Origin of the sequence: Streptomyces sp. NPDC001536 (genome assembly GCF_042894505.1) — a bacterium.
GTDB lineage: Bacteria > Actinomycetota > Actinomycetes > Streptomycetales > Streptomycetaceae > Streptomyces.
Window position 1 is genome coordinate 277,450 of record NZ_JBIAVQ010000013.1, and the last position, 14,810, is coordinate 292,259.

Here is a 14,810-nt window from a genome sequence, read left to right on the forward strand (position 1 = left end):
TCACCCCGCGCCGCGCTGCCGCAGCGCCGACCCGGCCCGCCCCTTCACGACCTCCAGCTGCGCGTGGATGCGGCGCCGCAGGTCGGCGACATGGCTCACGATGCCGACGCTGCGGTCCCGTTCGCGCAGCGAGTCCAGGACGTCGAGGACCTCGTCCAGGGTCTGGTCGTCGAGGCTGCCGAAGCCCTCGTCGATGAAGAGGGTGTCCAGGCGGACCCCGCCGGCCTCGTCGGTGACGACGTCCGCGAGTCCGAGGGCGAGGGCGAGCGAGGCGAAGAACGTCTCGCCGCCGGACAGCGTGGCCGTGTCCCGCTCACGACCGGTCCAGGCGTCGACGACATGCAGCCCGAGCCCGCTGCGGCCGCGCCCTGCCCGGTCGTCGGAGTGGACGAGGGTGTAGCGGCCGGAGGACATCCGCAGCAGCCGGACGGTCGCGGCGGCGGCGACCTGCTCCAGACGGGCCGCCAGGACGTACGACTCCAGGCGCATCTTGCGTTCGTTGTCCGCCGACGTGCCCGCGGCCAGCGAGGCGAGGCGGGCCACGCGGTCGTACTCCTCGCGCAGCGGGGCGAGTCGGCGTACGGAGCCGGCCGCGCGCGTGGAGAGCCGGTCGAGGTCGGCGCAGCGCCGGGCGGCGGCGTCGCGCGCGGAGGCCGCGTCACGGACCCGCCGGTCCGCGAGGGCGGCGCTCCGCTCGGCCGACGCGAGGTCGGCGGGCGGCTGCTGAGCGGCGGCGGCGGTCTCGGCCTCGGCGAGCACGGCCCGCACGGCGGCCTCCTCCGACTGCCAGGCGTCGAGCCGCCGTTGGAGGTCACGATGGGCCGCGTCGTCGAGGAGGGCCTCGGCCGCGGCCTGCGGTGTCTCGAAACCGGCCCGGAAGGCCGCGTCGGCGAGCCGGGCGTCGGCGTCCTTGAGCCGCTGGGCGGTGTCCTCGGCGGCGCGGGCGGCGTCGGCGGCGTCGGTGAGCAGGGCGGCCTGCCGCTCCAACTGGGCGGCCCGCGCGGCCACACTGTCGGCGGGGCCGCGCGCCTGGGTCAACTCCTCCTCCAGCAGGGCCCGTTCCTGGTCCAGCCGCTCCCGGTGCCCCACCCGGGAGGCGGCCCGGACCTCGGCCTGCTGGCGTGCGGCGGTCCGCTGCTCGTGCTCGGCCTCCTGCCGGCGCAGCTCCTCGCGCGCGGGGTGCAGGTCCGAGGCGTCCCGGTGGGCCTGGGCGTACAGCCGCTCCAACTCCTCGGAGGCCGCGGCGAGTTGCTCGGTGGGGGTGTCCCCCGCCTCCGCCGTGGCGGCGGCCAGCGCCTCGCGTACGGTGCCCAGGCGCCGTTCCTGCTCGATGTGCCGTTCGTCCGCCTGCTGGTAGGCGGCCAGCGCGCGCTCCTCGGCCTCCCGGTCGACGTGCCCGGCGTCCTTGCGGGCCGGGGCGGGGTGGTCGGTCGCACCGCAGACGGCACAGGGGTGGCCGTCCTCCAGCTGAGCGGCGAGCTCGGCGGCGATGCCGCTCAGGCGCTGCTCCTTGACGTCGAGCCAGTGCGCCTTGGCCGCGAGCGCGTCCTGCTGGGCGAGGCGGACGCGGTCGGCGATCGTGTCGGTGTCTCCGGCCAGCTGGTCCCGCATCCGCGCGGCGTTCAGCCGCTTCCGGGCGGGCTCGCGCTGCGCGCCGAGCTGCTCGGCCCGCGTCGCGGCCTCCTGTGCGGAGTCGATCCGGGACTGAAGCCCGGCGCGGATCGTCTCCCACCCGGCGAGCCACGCCTCCGCCTCCTGGAGGACGTCCTCGTCCGCACGCTCCTGACGGTCCAGCCCCGCGCGCTCGGCGACGAGTTCGGCCAGCCGCTGCTCGCCGCGCCGCGCCGACTCCAGCCCGCCCAGCTCCTCGGCGGCCCGGCGGGCGGCGGCCGCGAGCCCGGCGGCTCCGGCGTCCGCGAAGGTGTCCGGCAGCAGGGCACGCGCGCGTGACTGTGCGATGCCCGCTCTGCCGTGCTCGGCGTCGGCGGCCTCCCGCAGCTCCAGCGCGGGCGCCACGGCCTCCGCCTTACGGGCCCGCTCCATGCGGACCTGCGCCTGCCGGTAGCCGTCGGAGCGCTCCTCCATCAGGGCGGCCCGGTCCCGCGCCTGGGTGAACCGCTGTTGCAGTCGCGCCAGTTCGCGTGCGTCGGCCAGTGCGCGTTCGGCGGCGGCCTGGGCGGACTCGGCGGCCGCGAGCCGGCTGTGGGCGATGGTGAGCTGTTCCCGGGCGGTGCTGCGGGCGACGGCGGCCGCGCCCATGACGGCGTCGGCGAGACCCGGCTCGCCCGGTGCGGCGTCGGGGAGCCGCATGGCGTCGCCGGCCGCCTGCTGCATGCGGTGGGCGTCGGCGAGGAGTTCGGTGTCGCCGTCGCGGACCTGTGTCTCGGTGGCGCGGCGGCGTTCGGCGAGGCGCTTCTCTACCTCGGCGAAGCGGTGGGTGTCGAAGAGCCGGCCCAGCAGCCGGCCGCGCGCCTCGGCGTCGGCGCGCAGGAAGCGGGCGAAGTCGCCCTGGGGCAACAGCACGACCTGGCAGAACTGTTCGCGGCTCATGCCGAGCAGCTGGGTGATCTCCTCGCCGATCTCCTGGTGGGAGCGGCTGAGGTCCTTCCAAGTGCCGGCCCGGGCGTCGTACTCGCGCAGCCAGCTCTGGGCCTTGTCGACCGTGGTCCCAGGACGGCCCTTCTTCTTGGGGCGCTCCCAGGGCGGCTGCCGGGTGATCTCCAGCCGCCTTTCGGCGATGGTCAGTTCGAGACGGACCTCGGTACGGGTCTCGGCGGCGGCATGGTCGCTGCGCAGGGTCATCCCCTGTCCGCTCTGCCGGGCACCGGGAACGGCTCCGTAGAGGGCGTAGCAGACAGCGTCGAGCACCGAGGTCTTTCCGGCTCCGGTCGGCCCATGGAGCAGGAACAGCCCCGCGCCGGACAGCTCGTCGAAGTCGACGGTCTGGGAGCCGCCGAAGGGCCCGAAGGCGGTGACCCCCAACCGGTGCAGCCTCATCGCGCCACCTCCCGTACCGCCTCGTCCGCGCGCACCGCGTCGAACGCGTCGCGCAGCACACCCTGTTCGTGTTCGTCGGGCCCCGCGCCGCGCACATGGGCCACGAAGTCCTCGGCGATCTCCTGGTCGCTGCGGTCCGCGAGCCGCTGGGCGTAGGACACGTCGGGGTCGTCCGGGGTCCGCTCGGGGTCGAAGGCGAGGCTGAGGGTGTGCGGGAAGCGCTCGGTGAGCCGGGCCATGGGGTCGGCGGGACGGACCGCGTCGGTGAGCGTCGCCTCGACCCAGGCCTCCTCGTGGCGCGTGAGCTCCGGGTCGGCGAGCAGGTCCTCCAGCGTGCCGCGGATGCGGGCCAGCGCGCGGGGCACCGGGCAGTCGATCCGCTCGGAGGTCACCGCGCCCTCGGCGTCCAGGTCGATCAGCCACATGCTCTTGCGGTGGTCGGCCTCCGAGAAGGAGTACGGCAGCGGGGAGCCGGAGTAGCGCACGCGCTCGGTGATGGTCTGGCAGCCGTGCAGATGTCCCAGCGCCGCGTAGTCGACACCGTCGAAGACGCCGGCGGGCACGGCGGCCACGCCGCCGACCGTGATGTCCCGCTCGCTGTCGCTGGCCTCGCCGCCGGTGACGAAGGCGTGGGCGAGGACGACGGATCGGGTCCCGCGCGCGCGTGCGGCGAGGTCGGCGCGGACCCGGTCCATGGCGGCGGCGAGCACGGCCTCGTGGCCGGCCTTCTCCACGCCGAACTCGTCCTTCACCAGGGCGGGTTCCAGATACGGCAGCCCGTAGAAGGCCACGTCACCCAAAGCGTCCGCCAGGACCACCGGTGTCCCGCACGCCGCGGGCTCGGTCCGCAGGTGGATGCCCGCGCGGTCGATGAGGCCGGCTCCCACGCCCAGCCGCCTCGCGGAGTCGTGGTTCCCGGAGATCATCACCGTGGGCACACCGAGGTCGGCCAGCCGGTGCAGGGCATCGTCGAACAGCTCGACCGCGGCGAGCGGCGGAACCGCCCGGTCGTACACGTCTCCCGACACGACCACGGCGTCCACGCCGCGCTCACGCACGGTGGTGACGAGATGGCCGATGAACTCGGCTTGCGCCCCGAGCATGTTGACGCGGTGGAACGCCCGGCCGAGATGCCAGTCGGAAGTGTGCAGCAGTCGCATGATCCCCGAGACTAACGGCCGGGTCTGACATCACGGGCGGTTACCGGCCTTTCAGGCATCGCCATAGGCCTCTCCACCCAGTTCGAACCCGGCCGTCCCGGCGGTGACGTCGGCGAGCCAGGTCTCGAAGGCCGGGACGTCCGAGTCCGGCAGGCCGATCTCGATGGTGACCGCCTCGGCGTAGCGCACGTCGCGTACCTCGCGGCCGGTCGAGCGGAGGTCGTTCTGGAGTTTGCCGGCGCGCTGGTGGTCGACGGTGACGGTGGCGAGGCGGAAGCGGCGGCGGGTGATCGTGCCGAGGGCGTCCAGGGCCTCGCCGACCGCTCCGCCGTACGCGCGGATGAGGCCGCCCGCGCCGAGCTTGACGCCGCCGTAGTAGCGGGTGACGACGGCGACGGCGTACCGCATGTCGCGGCGCAGCAGCATCTGGAGCATGGGGACGCCCGCGGTGCCGCCGGGTTCGCCGTCGTCGCTCGCCTTCTGGATCGCGGCGTCGGCGCCGATGACGTAGGCGAAGCAGTTGTGGGTGGCGTCGGCGTGCTCCTTGCGGACGGCCGCGACGAAGTCCTGGGCCTCCTGCTCGGTGGCCGCGGGGGCGAGGGCGCACAGGAAGCGCGAGCGGTTGACCTCGGTCTCGTGCACGCCCGCGTGGGCGACTGTGCGGTACTCGTCCTGCATCCGGCCACCCTATGCGGACCGTCCCGGCTTGCCCGCCCCGGAGGTGCGGGCGGCGATGTGGGGAAGATCGCGCGCAGGGAGAGCACCGGACCAAGTGGTGGCGTGTCATGTGTCTCACCGGCGTCGACTGCTTCTCCGCCCTCGGCTACCAGCCCGGCATCGCCGCACTCGCGGCCGGACTCCCCTCCCCCGCTCGCGACCCTCGTACTGATCGCGCTGACCCTGCTCGGCGCGCTGCCCGTCTACCGGCGGGTGGCGCACGAGAGTCCGCACGGCGAGGGGTGGTCGAGGAAGACGTACCGCTTTTCCGCGCTCACTGCTTCTTCCCCCTCGCCACCGTCACCGCGGTCAGCAGCGCCGTGCCGGGAAGCAGGGCCTCCCACCCGGTGCCGCGCCAGGTCAGCACGGCGACGGCCGCGGTCGGGAACTTCATCCGGACCCGCTCCAGGGTGTCGTCGAGGCCGTCGCCCGCCAGGGCGAGGACGAGTTCCTCCAGACCGGGGTTGTGGCCGACCAGCAGCAGCGTCTCGACCTCGGCGGGCACCTCGTGCACGACGTCGAGGAGTTCGGCCACGTCGGCTCCGTAGAGGCGCGCGTCGTGCCGGACCGGTGGCGGGGTGCCCCACTGGGCGGAGGCGAGGTCCCAGGTCTGACGGGCGCGGACGGCGGTGGAGCACAGCGCGAGGTCGGGCAGGACGTCGTCCTCGACGAGCGCGCGGCCGGCGGCGGGCGCGTCCCGGCGGCCGCGCGGGGCCAGTGGGCGCTGGTGGTCGGGGACGCCCTCGGGCCAGGCCGACTTGGCGTGCCGCAGCACGACCAGACGGCGCAGCGGGCCCGCTCCGGCGCGCGCGATCACGCGAGGCTTCCCAGCTCGCGGGTCAGCTCCAGGCCGAGGAGCCGGTCGGCATAGGCGTATGTCTCGAAGCGGGCGCCCTCCGGGAATTCGGAGGCCTCGACCCACCGCAGCGTGCGCAGGACCCCGGGCACGTCCAGGTCGTCCTCCCAGGCGGCCCGCAGCTCCCCGCGCGCCTCCTCGGGGACCGGCCGCGACGGCTGCCGCGCCCATTCGGCGACGGCACGGCGCCAGCGTACGAGGGTGTCGTGGGCGTCGCTCAGCGCGTCCGCGTCGAGCCGCACGGGGAGGCCTCGGCGGCGGGAGAGCAGGGCCAGGCGGAGCGTGCCGGGGTCGGCGGCCGTCCAGGAGGCGGGCGCGGACGCGGCGATGCGGGCCCGGTCGCCGTCAGCCTCGTGTGCGGGCTGCGCCGAGTCGAGGCCGGCCGAGGCACCGGCACCCGCCCGGCCACCCAGCCCCTCCACGTCGGCGGTCTGCGCGCCGTGCGCCACCTCCGGTTCGACCGGCGCGACCGCCACCCGCACCCCGTCCGGCGTCGCCCCGCCCTCGCCCACCACGTGGATGATCTGCGCCGCCCCCGGACCCGGACCGGTGGCCCGGCCGTCCTCGAAGGGGCGGACGCCGAGGGTCGCGGCGCCCGTGCGCAGCTCCGCGTGGTCGCGTTCGGCGCTGAGGAAGGACCAGACGGGCGTGCCGCCGAGTTCGAGGGCGCGGACGAGGACGTCGGCGACGAGGAGGACGCGCAGGGCGGTGGCGTCGTACCTCTCCACATGCGCCTCGACGCGGGTCAGGCCACGGCGGGCGGGGACGGCTTCGACGGGGGCGCCTGTTCGGGCGTCGATGATGCGCAGCACGAGGTGAGCGTAGGCGGGGTCGGAGCCGTCCGCAGGCAGGTGGCGCGGATTCCGGTCACCGCGGCGGTCGCGCAGGGCATGCGGCGAGGGACCGCCCGACACCCCTGGCCCCCACCCAGTTCCCCACGCCCACTCGCGGGGAACTCCCCCAAGGGTGCGGGAGCACTACGGCCCGTCAAGGGCGCTCGTCGAGCGTCGCCGCGCGATGACCCACGACCAACCCCCTGACAGTCCGCGACGCTCCCGCATCCGGTCGGCGCCCTGTTCTCCGGCGCAGGGCGCCGCATGGCCGCCCAGCACCCGTGCCGGGCCGCGGCCGTCGCCGCACGGGGTGTTCCGTCCGCGTGATCAGCCCTTCGCGGCCTCCTCGATGAGCGCCCGGATCCGCAGCGGCATCTCCTCGCACAGCGAGATGGCGGTGCTGGTGCGCACCACGCCCGGTGCGTCGAGGATCCGGCCCGTGATCCGGTGGAGGTCGGCGGTGTCCCGGGCGACCACCTTCACCAGCAGGTCGGCCTCTCCTGTCGTGGAGTGCATCTCGACCACCTCCGGGATGCCGCGCAGCGTCCGCATGGCGTGGGCCGAGTCGGTCTGGCTCAGCGCGATGGACACGAAGGCGGTCAGTCCGTGGCCGAGGACGGCCGGATCGACGCGGCGGGTGAACTCCCGGAGGACGCCCGACCGCTGCATGCGCTGCAAGCGGGCGCTGAGGGTGTTGCGGGCGATTCCCAGCCGTGCGGCGAGCGCCAGGGCTGTGGCGTCCGGCTCGTCGTCGAGGGCGAGGAGGATCTGGGCGTCGAGGCTGTCCATCTGAGCATTATGCGATCTGAGCCGTCCAGGAGATTCCATTCTGCTCAGTCCCCAGATCGCATGTTGCGCATACCGAGCCTCTTCTCCAGGCTGACGACATGCACGAGTCCGCTTCCCTCCCCGTCCCGCACAGCCTCGCCGAGAACGTCGTCGCCATCGCCGTCGGCACCTTCGTCACGTCTTTCGGGCTGTTCCTGATCGGCACCGCCGGCGCGGTGACCGGTGGCACGGCCGGCCTCGTACTGCTGCTCAGCCGGCTGCTGCACTGTCCGTTCGGTGTCGCCTTCGCCCTCGTGAACCTGCCCTTCGCGGTGCTGGCCTGGACACGCCGGGGGTGGCGGTTCGTCGTGAGTTCGGTGCTGGCGGTGGCCGCGCTGTCGGCGTTCTCGCTGCTGCACCCGCTGTACATCGAGGGGGCCCGGATCAACCCGGTGTACGCCGTGGTCATGGGCAACCTCGCCGGAGGCCTCGGTCTGCTCATCGTGTTGCGCCACCACTCCAGCCTCGGCGGCTTCAACGTCGTCGCCCTCCTCTGCCAGGACCGTCTGGGGTGGCGGGCCGGATACGTGCTCCTCGCGCTCGACGCCACGGTCGTCGCCCTGTCGGCCGTGACGGCGCCGCTCCACACCGTCGCCCTGTCTGCCATGGGGGTCGCCGTGCTGAACCTGGTCCTCGTCATGAACCACCGACCGGGCCGCTACCCCGCGGCGCTCTGAGGCACAGGCCGCCGTGGGAATCCCGGCGCCCGGTCCGCTGTTGTCGCGCACACCACCCCTGGCAGGACTTCCGAGGAGGCCGAGCGTGTACGGCGACCCAGCAACGATCCGCAAGATCCTCACCGAGAGCGGCGACACGTGGGCGATCGTGGGCCTGTCGTCGAACCAGCGGCGCGCGGCCTACGGTGTCGCGGACGTGCTCCAGCGGTACGGCAAACGCATCGTGCCCGTGCACCCCAAGGCGGAGACGGTCCACGGCGAGCAGGGCTACCCCTCGCTGGAGGCGATCCCCTTCGACGTCGACGTCGTGGACGTGTTCGTCAACAGCGACCTCGCCGGTGCCGTCGCCGACGAGGCCGTCGCGAAGGGCGCCAAGGCCGTCTGGTACCAGCTCGGAGTGATCGACGAGGCCGCGTACGAGCGCACCCGTGCCGCCGGTCTGGAGATGGTCATGGACCGCTGCCCGGCCATCGAGATCCCCCGACTCGGCTGACCGGCCGCACCGGAACGTCGCCCAGCCTCGCGGCATGCACGAGTCGCCGTCACCCGCCCGCCGCTGCATGCCGTCGACAGGCGGCCCGGGCGAGGAGCCACGGCCCGTACCCGCCGGCACGGGCTCCCCGGGGTCCGGACGGCGGCATGATGGCGCGGCCCGGCGGCGAGTTCCTGATGGGCGCGCAGGCCGCGGAGGGCTTCCCCGCCGACGGGGGGGCCGGTGCGGGTCGCCGCGCGCAGCGCCGACACCCCGGACGGCTCCAGTGGTCATACGGGTTTCCGCCGCGCGCGGAGTGGATGCGGAGCCGCGCTCTCTACCCCTGCCCCTCGCACGCGTTGATGTAGTACAGCTCGATCTCCACCCGGTCCGCCGAACCCCCGGACCAGAACGGTCTCGTGCCGACGTTCCCGCCGCAAAACGCCTGTGGGCGCTCGGACTTGAGGATGCGGTTCACGTCCTCCGCGAGGTCCGTCGCCGCCCCCAGCTGGGCCTGCGGGGCCACTCCGAAGGTGATGACCATGCCGATGCGGCGCTCGTCGCCGCTCCTGCGGATCTCCCTGTCCAGGGCCGCGACGACCTTCTTGCGGTCGACCGCGTTCAGGCTGCCCCTGCCGGAGGCGCGCCCGGTCGCTCCGGAGGACAGGGACACGGTGAAGGTGTGCCGTTTCGGGTCGAGTCCCAGCGGGCCCTTGGCGGTTCGGGACGGGGAGGGCGAGGCGGCGGAGGGCGAGGCGGACGGCTTCGGGGTTCTGTCGGTGCCCGACGCCTTGTCCGTGCCGTCGGACGCGACCATGCCGAGCACGACGAGGAACAGGACCAGGAACAGGTCCGCGAAGAGCCAGCCCGCGAGGTGGCGCGGGGCGACGCCGGTGCCCGTCGGGCGCCTCCTCATCCCTGGTCCTGCCCGTACCAGTCGTCACCGGGGCGGCGGGGCGGCGGTGTCCCGGCCCCGTTGTCCGGCCGGGGAGTCTCGGGCGGGGGCTGCGGGCCACCGTGGCCGTTCCCGCGTCCGCCGTTGTAGGCGCCGTTCGACATACCGTCGGAGTTCGACATCGGCAGCGGGCCGTAGCCGCCCGGCCGGTCGTTCTGGAGCAGGGCGAGCACCCGTTCCAGGGCGTCCATGTAGGAGTACATCCGCTCGCTGTTGTCGCTCAGCAGCTGCATGGCCACGCCGACCTTGCGGGTGGTCTCCGAGACCTCGTCGGCGACCGTGGCGTGCACCCGGTTGGCCTCCTGGGAGCTGCCGGCCGCCTTGCGCAGCTCGGCGAGCAGCCGGGTGAGCGACTCCCGCGTCGCCGTCTCGTCGGCGCGCAGCTCCTCGCGCATCCGGGCGAAGTCGCGCACCAGCTGGTGCGGCACGGTCAGGGAGCGGCCCATCGCCCCCAACTCGCCCGCCGACTCGGTCCACTTGTCGATCGCGGTGACGAACCTGCCCTCCGGGCCGGGCTCGAAGATCCGCTCCATCCGGTCGGCGCTGTCCGACATCGTGCGGGAGAGTTCCGCGGTGCTGCGGGTGATGTCCCGTGCGATGCCGACGAGTTGGCCCGCGGGCACCGCCTGCGCCTCCAGCACCGCGTACTTGGCCAGCTCCATGGTGAGGACGGCCAGCTGTCCGGCGACCTGTCCGCGCAGCCGCTCGCGGGAGGAGTCGCGCTCGGCGGCCCATTCCAGGCGTTGCAGCCACAGGGTCGCGAGGACCACCCCGCCGATGAGGACGACGACGAGCAGCACCGCGGTACCGCCGAGGCCCGAGGACCACAGCGTCAGGAAGTTGGTGCCCTCCGGCGCGTCCTCGAAGTCCCGGAACGCGAACCACAGGGACAGCCATGTGAGCACGATCGGCAGGAAGACCGCCACGTCCCGGAGCGTGGACACGACGGCTATGAGCCCGCTCCTGCCCGCCGGCTCGTCCGGCACCAGCGTGTCGGGCGGATAGGCGTGCAGCAGGTTGACCCCGGACAGGGCGCGCCCGCCGGCCCGGGCGTCGTCGGCGATCCAGGTCAGCACGGTCCGCCCGGTGCTGTCCTCGGGGCACTCGCCGGCCAGCTCGGCCAGCCGGTCGGCGGCCGTGCGCAACGTGTCCGAGGGCTCGGGGGCGGGCGGCGCGGGCTCCGGGACGGGTGGCGTGGGCTGGTGCCGGGTGGGTTTCCTGCTGGCCAAAACCTCTCCTCAGTACCAGGGGTCGCGGCGGGACACGTCGCGGCCGTGCCCGTCGTCCGGGCGGGCGGGCAGATGCTCCCGGAAGTACTGCTGGACGACGGCGGCGAAGACGGTGTCCTGTGCCTTGCCGCGGCGGCAGCTGTCCGCCAGCGCCCGGAGCAGATACGGCGACGGCGTACGGCCCGCCGCGTCCAGGACGTCCAGCACCTCGCGCTGGCCCACCGACTCCCCCACCGTGCACAGCAGGAGGAGCCGGTACAGATGCACCGCCCGCCAGGGACTCTGGGGCGCCATCCGGTCCACGGCCTCGGCGAGGAACCCCGTGCGGCGCAGTACGTCGAAGGGGTCGCGGCGTTCGCGGCCCGAGTCCCGGCGGCGGGTGCAGTTCTCCAGCAGGGTGCGGGCCTGGTCCGGTGCGACCCGGCTGATCCGGTCGACCTCGCTGAGCAGGTCGGCCATCGCGAAGCGCTCCACCATCACCCTCATCAGGTCGTCCAGCGCGGTCCGGGGGACACCGATCTCCTGGGCGGTCCGCAGCAGGGGCAGCACGTCGAAGGTGACCCGCCGGTGCGCGGCGCGTTCCATCCGTTCGTGCAGCACGCGCAGGACGACCTGGTCCTCGGGCGGCCGCACGGCGAGTTCGCGCACCAGGTCGGGGGCGCCGCCGTGGGCGGCCGCGTCGAGGCAGCGGTGCAGTGCCCAGGTGTGGATCTCCGGCCGCAGGTGCCGGTAGGGCCCGCCTTCGAGGGTGTCCTTCCGCCACAGGGCCACCAGATGGGCCAGCTGGCCGTCGGTCAACCGGTCCAGTTCCAGCTGCACGCGCGGCAGCGAGGTCGGACTGCGCAGATACGCGTCCTCCTTCTGCGACAGGTCGCCGCGCGGGGCGGCCTCCAGCAGGCTCGTGACGTCGCTCATCAGCCCGGGGGCCACCTGGTGGCCCGCCGCCCAGTCGCGGATCTGCGCGGAGGTGCCCAGCGGCTGCGCGGGCGCCAGCCGGGTCAGCGCGTCCGCGCCGCGGCGCCGGTGGAAGGCGACCAGTCGTGCGGCCTGGTCGCGCAGCGGGCCGCCGGGTCCCGGGGCGGCTTCGGCGTCGATGCGGCGCCGCGCCGACTGGAGGGAGCCGGCACTGTCACGTCGTACGAAGACGAACTGGGGCAGGTCCTTGGCCCCGTCGTTCTCCTCGCGGGTGGCGAAGCTCCAGTTGCCCGCGACGACGCGGCCCAGCAGCCCGGCCAGGACGTGGACGACGACCTCGCCGTCGACGGGCGAGCCGAGCACGGTCAGGGGCGCTCCGGGCTCCTCCATCAGCGCCTCGGCGAGCCGGAGGAGGACGTCGTCGGGGAGGTCGGCGGCGGCCGTGTCGAGGGCGTCGAGGAGTCGCTTCTCCTCCAGGAGCAGCCGGCGGACCAGGTCGAGGGGGACCCGCTGCGGTTGCTCCGAGGTGGTCTCGCGTGGTGCGGTCCCGTCGAGGAGAGCGTCCTGGCGGACCTGCGGGGGCAGCCAGTCGTCCCAGTCGCTGCGGCACGCGGCGAGCGCGAGGGGGAGGTCGATGCCGGTGGCCGGGCCGGTCAGGACGTGGGTGAGGGTGGAGCCGGCGCGGCCGTGCGGGTCGCGCACCGGGAGCTTGCGCAGGACGGCCGCCTCGGGGCCGTAGCGCAGGTAGACGAAGCCGGGGGCGGTGTCCCCGGGGTGCTCCTGGGTGGCCCACACCATGTTCTCGATACGGCTGTTCCAGCGCAGCAGCGCCTCGCGGTCGAGGGAGGTGGTGACCGGGCCGACGTCGCCGCGGCCGGTCAGGGAGCGCTCGGACCAGCGGTAGACGGTGATGTCGGCGCGCGGACCGCCGTGCGCGGGCCGGCTCATGCGGTGTGGCCCCCTCCGCCTCCGCGCAGCAGGGCGTCCGCGGCCGGTCCGGTCATGACGCCCTTCATCGCGAACAGCGCCAACAGCGGCCGCAGCACCCGGTGTTGACGGAACAGCGCCTCGTCGAAGCGGCGCGCGGCGGCCCGGTCGCCCTGCTCGCGGGGTCCGGTGCCGGTGGCGGAGGCGAGGTGCAGGGTGGAGCCCAGGCATTCGCCGGCGAGTTGCAGCCAGTCGCCTCCGCCACGGGCGGCGAGGAAGGCGTACACGTCCTCGCTCTCCTGCTGGACGGTGCTCAGGTCGCCTTCGGCGTCCGGCTTCTCGTGCAGCCAGTCGTCGATCTCCTTGTATCCGCGAAAGCGCAGCAGATCGCTCTTGGTCACGGCCAGCGCGCACGGGACCGGCAGGAAGGGGACGGCCGGGTCGGCCTGCTGGCGCAGCCGCTGGCGGACGTGCTCGAACGCCGGGTCGCGGCCGGTGGCGCCGCCGTGCGAGGTCAGTCCGGGGATCCGGGTGGGGTCGACGACGCACAGCAGGGCGCTGAGCCGGTTGAGGAAGTCGGCCTCCCGGCCGGGGCGTTCCAGCCGGCCGCCGGCCACGTCGAAGAAGATCACGCTGTGCGATCGGCCGGAGTTCTCGTCGGTGACGACGAGGCCGGTGGCGTAGCGCAGTTCGGGCCGGTCGGCGGTGGCCCGGAGTTCCTCTCGGCGGTCGATGAAGGGCGCGACGACCTCGTTGAGGTAGTGGTGATAGCGCTGGGGGTCCAGCGCCTCGACCCGCAGTCCGTAGCGCCGCATCACGGTGGTCTTGCGCGCTTGGTCGATGATGGCGGCGAGCAGGTGGGACTTGCCGGTGGAGGAGGCGCCGACCAGTCCGATGCGTACCGGCTCGGTGCCGAACATCGGATAGCGGTCCGGGAGTTCGTGCTGCGGTACGTCGTCGTTGCCCGGGCAGACGACATAGGTGCGGGCGAGCTGGGCGTTGCGCTCGGCGTCCGAGTGGACGGGCAGATCCCGCTCGGGCACCATCTCGCCGGACGCGTCGAGGACCACCCGCTCGGCCGTGTCCCAGTCCAGCGCCCGCAGGCACATCGGGCATTCGACGGCGCCGAGGGTGAGGTGCGGGCGGTCCGGGAGGATCCGCAGGCGCTGCCCGACCCGGCGCCACCACACCGGTGGCGCTGCGGTGGCAGCGGCGTGCCGCCGGGCCCGCAGGCTGCCGGCGCCGCTCGCCTGGCGGGAGCGCAGGGCGCGGAACTCCTCGCGGGCCCGGGCCTCGCGCGCCCGCTCCCGCTCCGCGAGCGGTCTCTCCAGCAGCCCTTGCGGGGCGGCGCCGTCGGCCAGGCGGCGGGCCAGCTCACGGGCGGGCGGGGTCACGGTGGAGCCCAGCGGGAACGCCGAGCGGAGCAGGTCCTGGAGCCAGTCCTCGTGGCCCTGCGCGACCAGGTTGTGGACGCGCGGGTTGGAGATGCCGCGCGGCAGGGCCTCGCCGGTGGCCATCCAGAACGCCACCAGCGCGGCGCTGAGCACGTCCTGGTCGGCGGCGGCGAGCACACCGGGCCGGAAGCCGGGCGCGTCCCAGTCGGTCACGGGCCGGTCGGGCAGGGGCTCGGTGGCGTACACCGCGCCTTCCAGACCGGCGAGCTGGAGCCCTTCGGCCTCGTCCCACCACAGGTGCTCGGGGCTGATCCGGCCGTGCACGATCCGGGCCTTGTGCAGCGCGGCGACGGCCTCGAACAGGTCCTGGACGACGATGCGCAGCCCCGGTCCGTGCAGCCGGTCCGGGGAGGGGAAGTCGGCCAGGCGTTCACCGCGGCAGTCGAGGATCAGTTTGTGCGGGCGCTCGGAGGGGTCGTGGGCGAGGACATGGGCGAGCTGGCGGGGCACGTGGGGGCCGTGGAAGTCGACCACGCTGCCGAAGAGTTCGACGTGGCGGCGCATCTGCCGCTCGGCCTCGGGCCCCACCGCTTCCTGGACCATGACCGGATGCCGGCCGGGCAGCCGGCGGTAGCGCCGCACCCGGAAGGGAGGCAGCTCGAACCGGGCGCGTTCCCCCGTCTCCGCCTCAAGGTCGAAGACCGCCTCTTCTCCGTCTCCGGAGCCGGGCCGTCGGCCCCGGAACTCCACCACCCCCGCGTCTCCTCCCCGTTGAACCGCGTGGAAGACCAACTATCACAGAACGCTGCCCGGTCGGGCCCTGCTTCAGACAGAGCATCTGAACGAGTGC

Annotated in this window: 12 protein-coding genes and 1 pseudogene; 3 read left to right on the top strand and 10 right to left on the bottom strand. The window is 74.1% G+C overall.

From position 1 onward, the window contains the following. Genes ACFY0U_RS32350 through ACFY0U_RS32360 form a run of 3 tightly spaced genes read right to left on the bottom strand, consistent with a single transcriptional unit; the run spans position 1 to position 4,835 of the window. On the bottom strand, positions 1 to 2,997 hold the full coding sequence (locus tag ACFY0U_RS32350) for an AAA family ATPase (protein ID WP_388641836.1): 2,997 nt from the start codon (positions 2,995 to 2,997) through the stop codon (positions 1 to 3). Continuing rightward, on the bottom strand, positions 2,994 to 4,157 hold the full coding sequence (locus tag ACFY0U_RS32355; protein WP_388641838.1) for an exonuclease SbcCD subunit D: 1,164 nt from the start codon (positions 4,155 to 4,157) through the stop codon (positions 2,994 to 2,996). Before ACFY0U_RS32355 ends, ACFY0U_RS32350 begins: the two co-directional genes overlap by 4 nt. A 51-nt stretch (positions 4,158 to 4,208) precedes the next feature. Beyond that, a complete protein-coding gene (locus ACFY0U_RS32360; protein ID WP_388641839.1) occupies positions 4,209 to 4,835 on the bottom strand; it encodes a YigZ family protein in 627 nt (208 codons plus the stop codon). 89 nt (positions 4,836 to 4,924) lie between these two features. Between ACFY0U_RS32360 and ACFY0U_RS32365 the strand changes: the two are divergent. Further along, positions 4,925 to 5,117, top strand: a pseudogene (locus tag ACFY0U_RS32365) (hypothetical protein); the annotation flags it as partial. Between the two features lie 31 nt (positions 5,118 to 5,148). Here ACFY0U_RS32365 and ACFY0U_RS32370 read toward each other — a convergent pair. The 3 genes from ACFY0U_RS32370 to ACFY0U_RS32380 all read right to left on the bottom strand — a co-directional run bounded on the left by ACFY0U_RS32370 (position 5,149) and on the right by ACFY0U_RS32380 (position 7,352). Continuing rightward, the gene (locus tag ACFY0U_RS32370; RefSeq protein WP_388641841.1) at positions 5,149 to 5,691 is read right to left on the bottom strand and encodes a SixA phosphatase family protein; all 543 of its coding nucleotides are present in this window, start codon (positions 5,689 to 5,691) and stop codon (positions 5,149 to 5,151) included. After that, entirely contained in the window at positions 5,688 to 6,542 is an 855-nt protein-coding gene (locus ACFY0U_RS32375) for a hypothetical protein (RefSeq protein ID WP_388641842.1), read from the bottom strand. The genes ACFY0U_RS32370 and ACFY0U_RS32375 overlap by 4 nt, the downstream gene beginning before the upstream one ends. 348 nt (positions 6,543 to 6,890) lie before the next feature. Continuing rightward, complete coding sequence (locus ACFY0U_RS32380; RefSeq protein WP_388641844.1) at positions 6,891 to 7,352, bottom strand: Lrp/AsnC family transcriptional regulator; 462 nt, start codon at positions 7,350 to 7,352, stop codon at positions 6,891 to 6,893. A 98-nt stretch (positions 7,353 to 7,450) separates the two neighbouring features. Between ACFY0U_RS32380 and ACFY0U_RS32385 the strand changes: the two genes are divergently transcribed. Continuing rightward, positions 7,451 to 8,068, top strand: a complete 618-nt coding sequence (locus ACFY0U_RS32385; protein ID WP_388641845.1) for a YitT family protein — start codon at positions 7,451 to 7,453, stop codon at positions 8,066 to 8,068. Between the two features lie 85 nt (positions 8,069 to 8,153). Next, on the top strand, positions 8,154 to 8,561 hold the full coding sequence (locus ACFY0U_RS32390; RefSeq protein WP_327715705.1) for a CoA-binding protein: 408 nt from the start codon (positions 8,154 to 8,156) through the stop codon (positions 8,559 to 8,561). A 316-nt stretch (positions 8,562 to 8,877) separates the two neighbouring features. Here the strand turns inward: ACFY0U_RS32390 and ACFY0U_RS32395 are convergent, their stop codons facing one another. From ACFY0U_RS32395 to ACFY0U_RS32410, 4 genes are read right to left on the bottom strand one after another with little or no spacing between them, the layout of a single operon-like run. Next, positions 8,878 to 9,456, bottom strand: coding sequence for a hypothetical protein (locus tag ACFY0U_RS32395; protein WP_388641846.1), 579 nt, complete (start codon positions 9,454 to 9,456; stop codon positions 8,878 to 8,880). Further along, positions 9,453 to 10,724 (bottom strand): hypothetical protein, encoded by a 1,272-nt coding sequence (locus tag ACFY0U_RS32400; protein ID WP_388641848.1) that lies wholly within the window; start codon positions 10,722 to 10,724, stop codon positions 9,453 to 9,455. Before ACFY0U_RS32400 ends, ACFY0U_RS32395 begins: the two co-directional genes overlap by 4 nt. Positions 10,725 to 10,733: 9 nt before the next feature. Continuing rightward, positions 10,734 to 12,587 (bottom strand): hypothetical protein, encoded by a 1,854-nt coding sequence (locus ACFY0U_RS32405; protein ID WP_388641850.1) that lies wholly within the window; start codon positions 12,585 to 12,587, stop codon positions 10,734 to 10,736. Further along, positions 12,584 to 14,713 carry a hypothetical protein gene (locus tag ACFY0U_RS32410; protein WP_388641852.1) on the bottom strand — a complete coding sequence of 710 codons (2,130 nt, stop codon included), beginning with the start codon at positions 14,711 to 14,713 and terminating at the stop codon, positions 12,584 to 12,586. The genes ACFY0U_RS32405 and ACFY0U_RS32410 overlap by 4 nt, the downstream gene beginning before the upstream one ends. Between the last annotated feature and the right edge of the window lie 97 nt (positions 14,714 to 14,810).

Bases quoted from the DNA above. Each gene is read 5' to 3' on its own strand.
- ACFY0U_RS32395 (WP_388641846.1), bottom strand. From the start codon at position 9,456: ATGAGGAGGCGCCCGACGGGCACCGGCGTCGCCCCGCGCCACCTCGCG.
- ACFY0U_RS32350 (WP_388641836.1), bottom strand. From the start codon at position 2,997: ATGAGGCTGCACCGGTTGGGGGTCACCGCCTTCGGGCCCTTCGGCGGC.
- ACFY0U_RS32360 (WP_388641839.1), bottom strand. From the start codon at position 4,835: ATGCAGGACGAGTACCGCACAGTCGCCCACGCGGGCGTGCACGAGACC.
- ACFY0U_RS32385 (WP_388641845.1), top strand. From the start codon at position 7,451: ATGCACGAGTCCGCTTCCCTCCCCGTCCCGCACAGCCTCGCCGAGAAC.
- ACFY0U_RS32405 (WP_388641850.1), bottom strand. From the start codon at position 12,587: ATGAGCCGGCCCGCGCACGGCGGTCCGCGCGCCGACATCACCGTCTAC.
- ACFY0U_RS32380 (WP_388641844.1), bottom strand. From the start codon at position 7,352: ATGGACAGCCTCGACGCCCAGATCCTCCTCGCCCTCGACGACGAGCCG.
- ACFY0U_RS32355 (WP_388641838.1), bottom strand. From the start codon at position 4,157: ATGCGACTGCTGCACACTTCCGACTGGCATCTCGGCCGGGCGTTCCAC.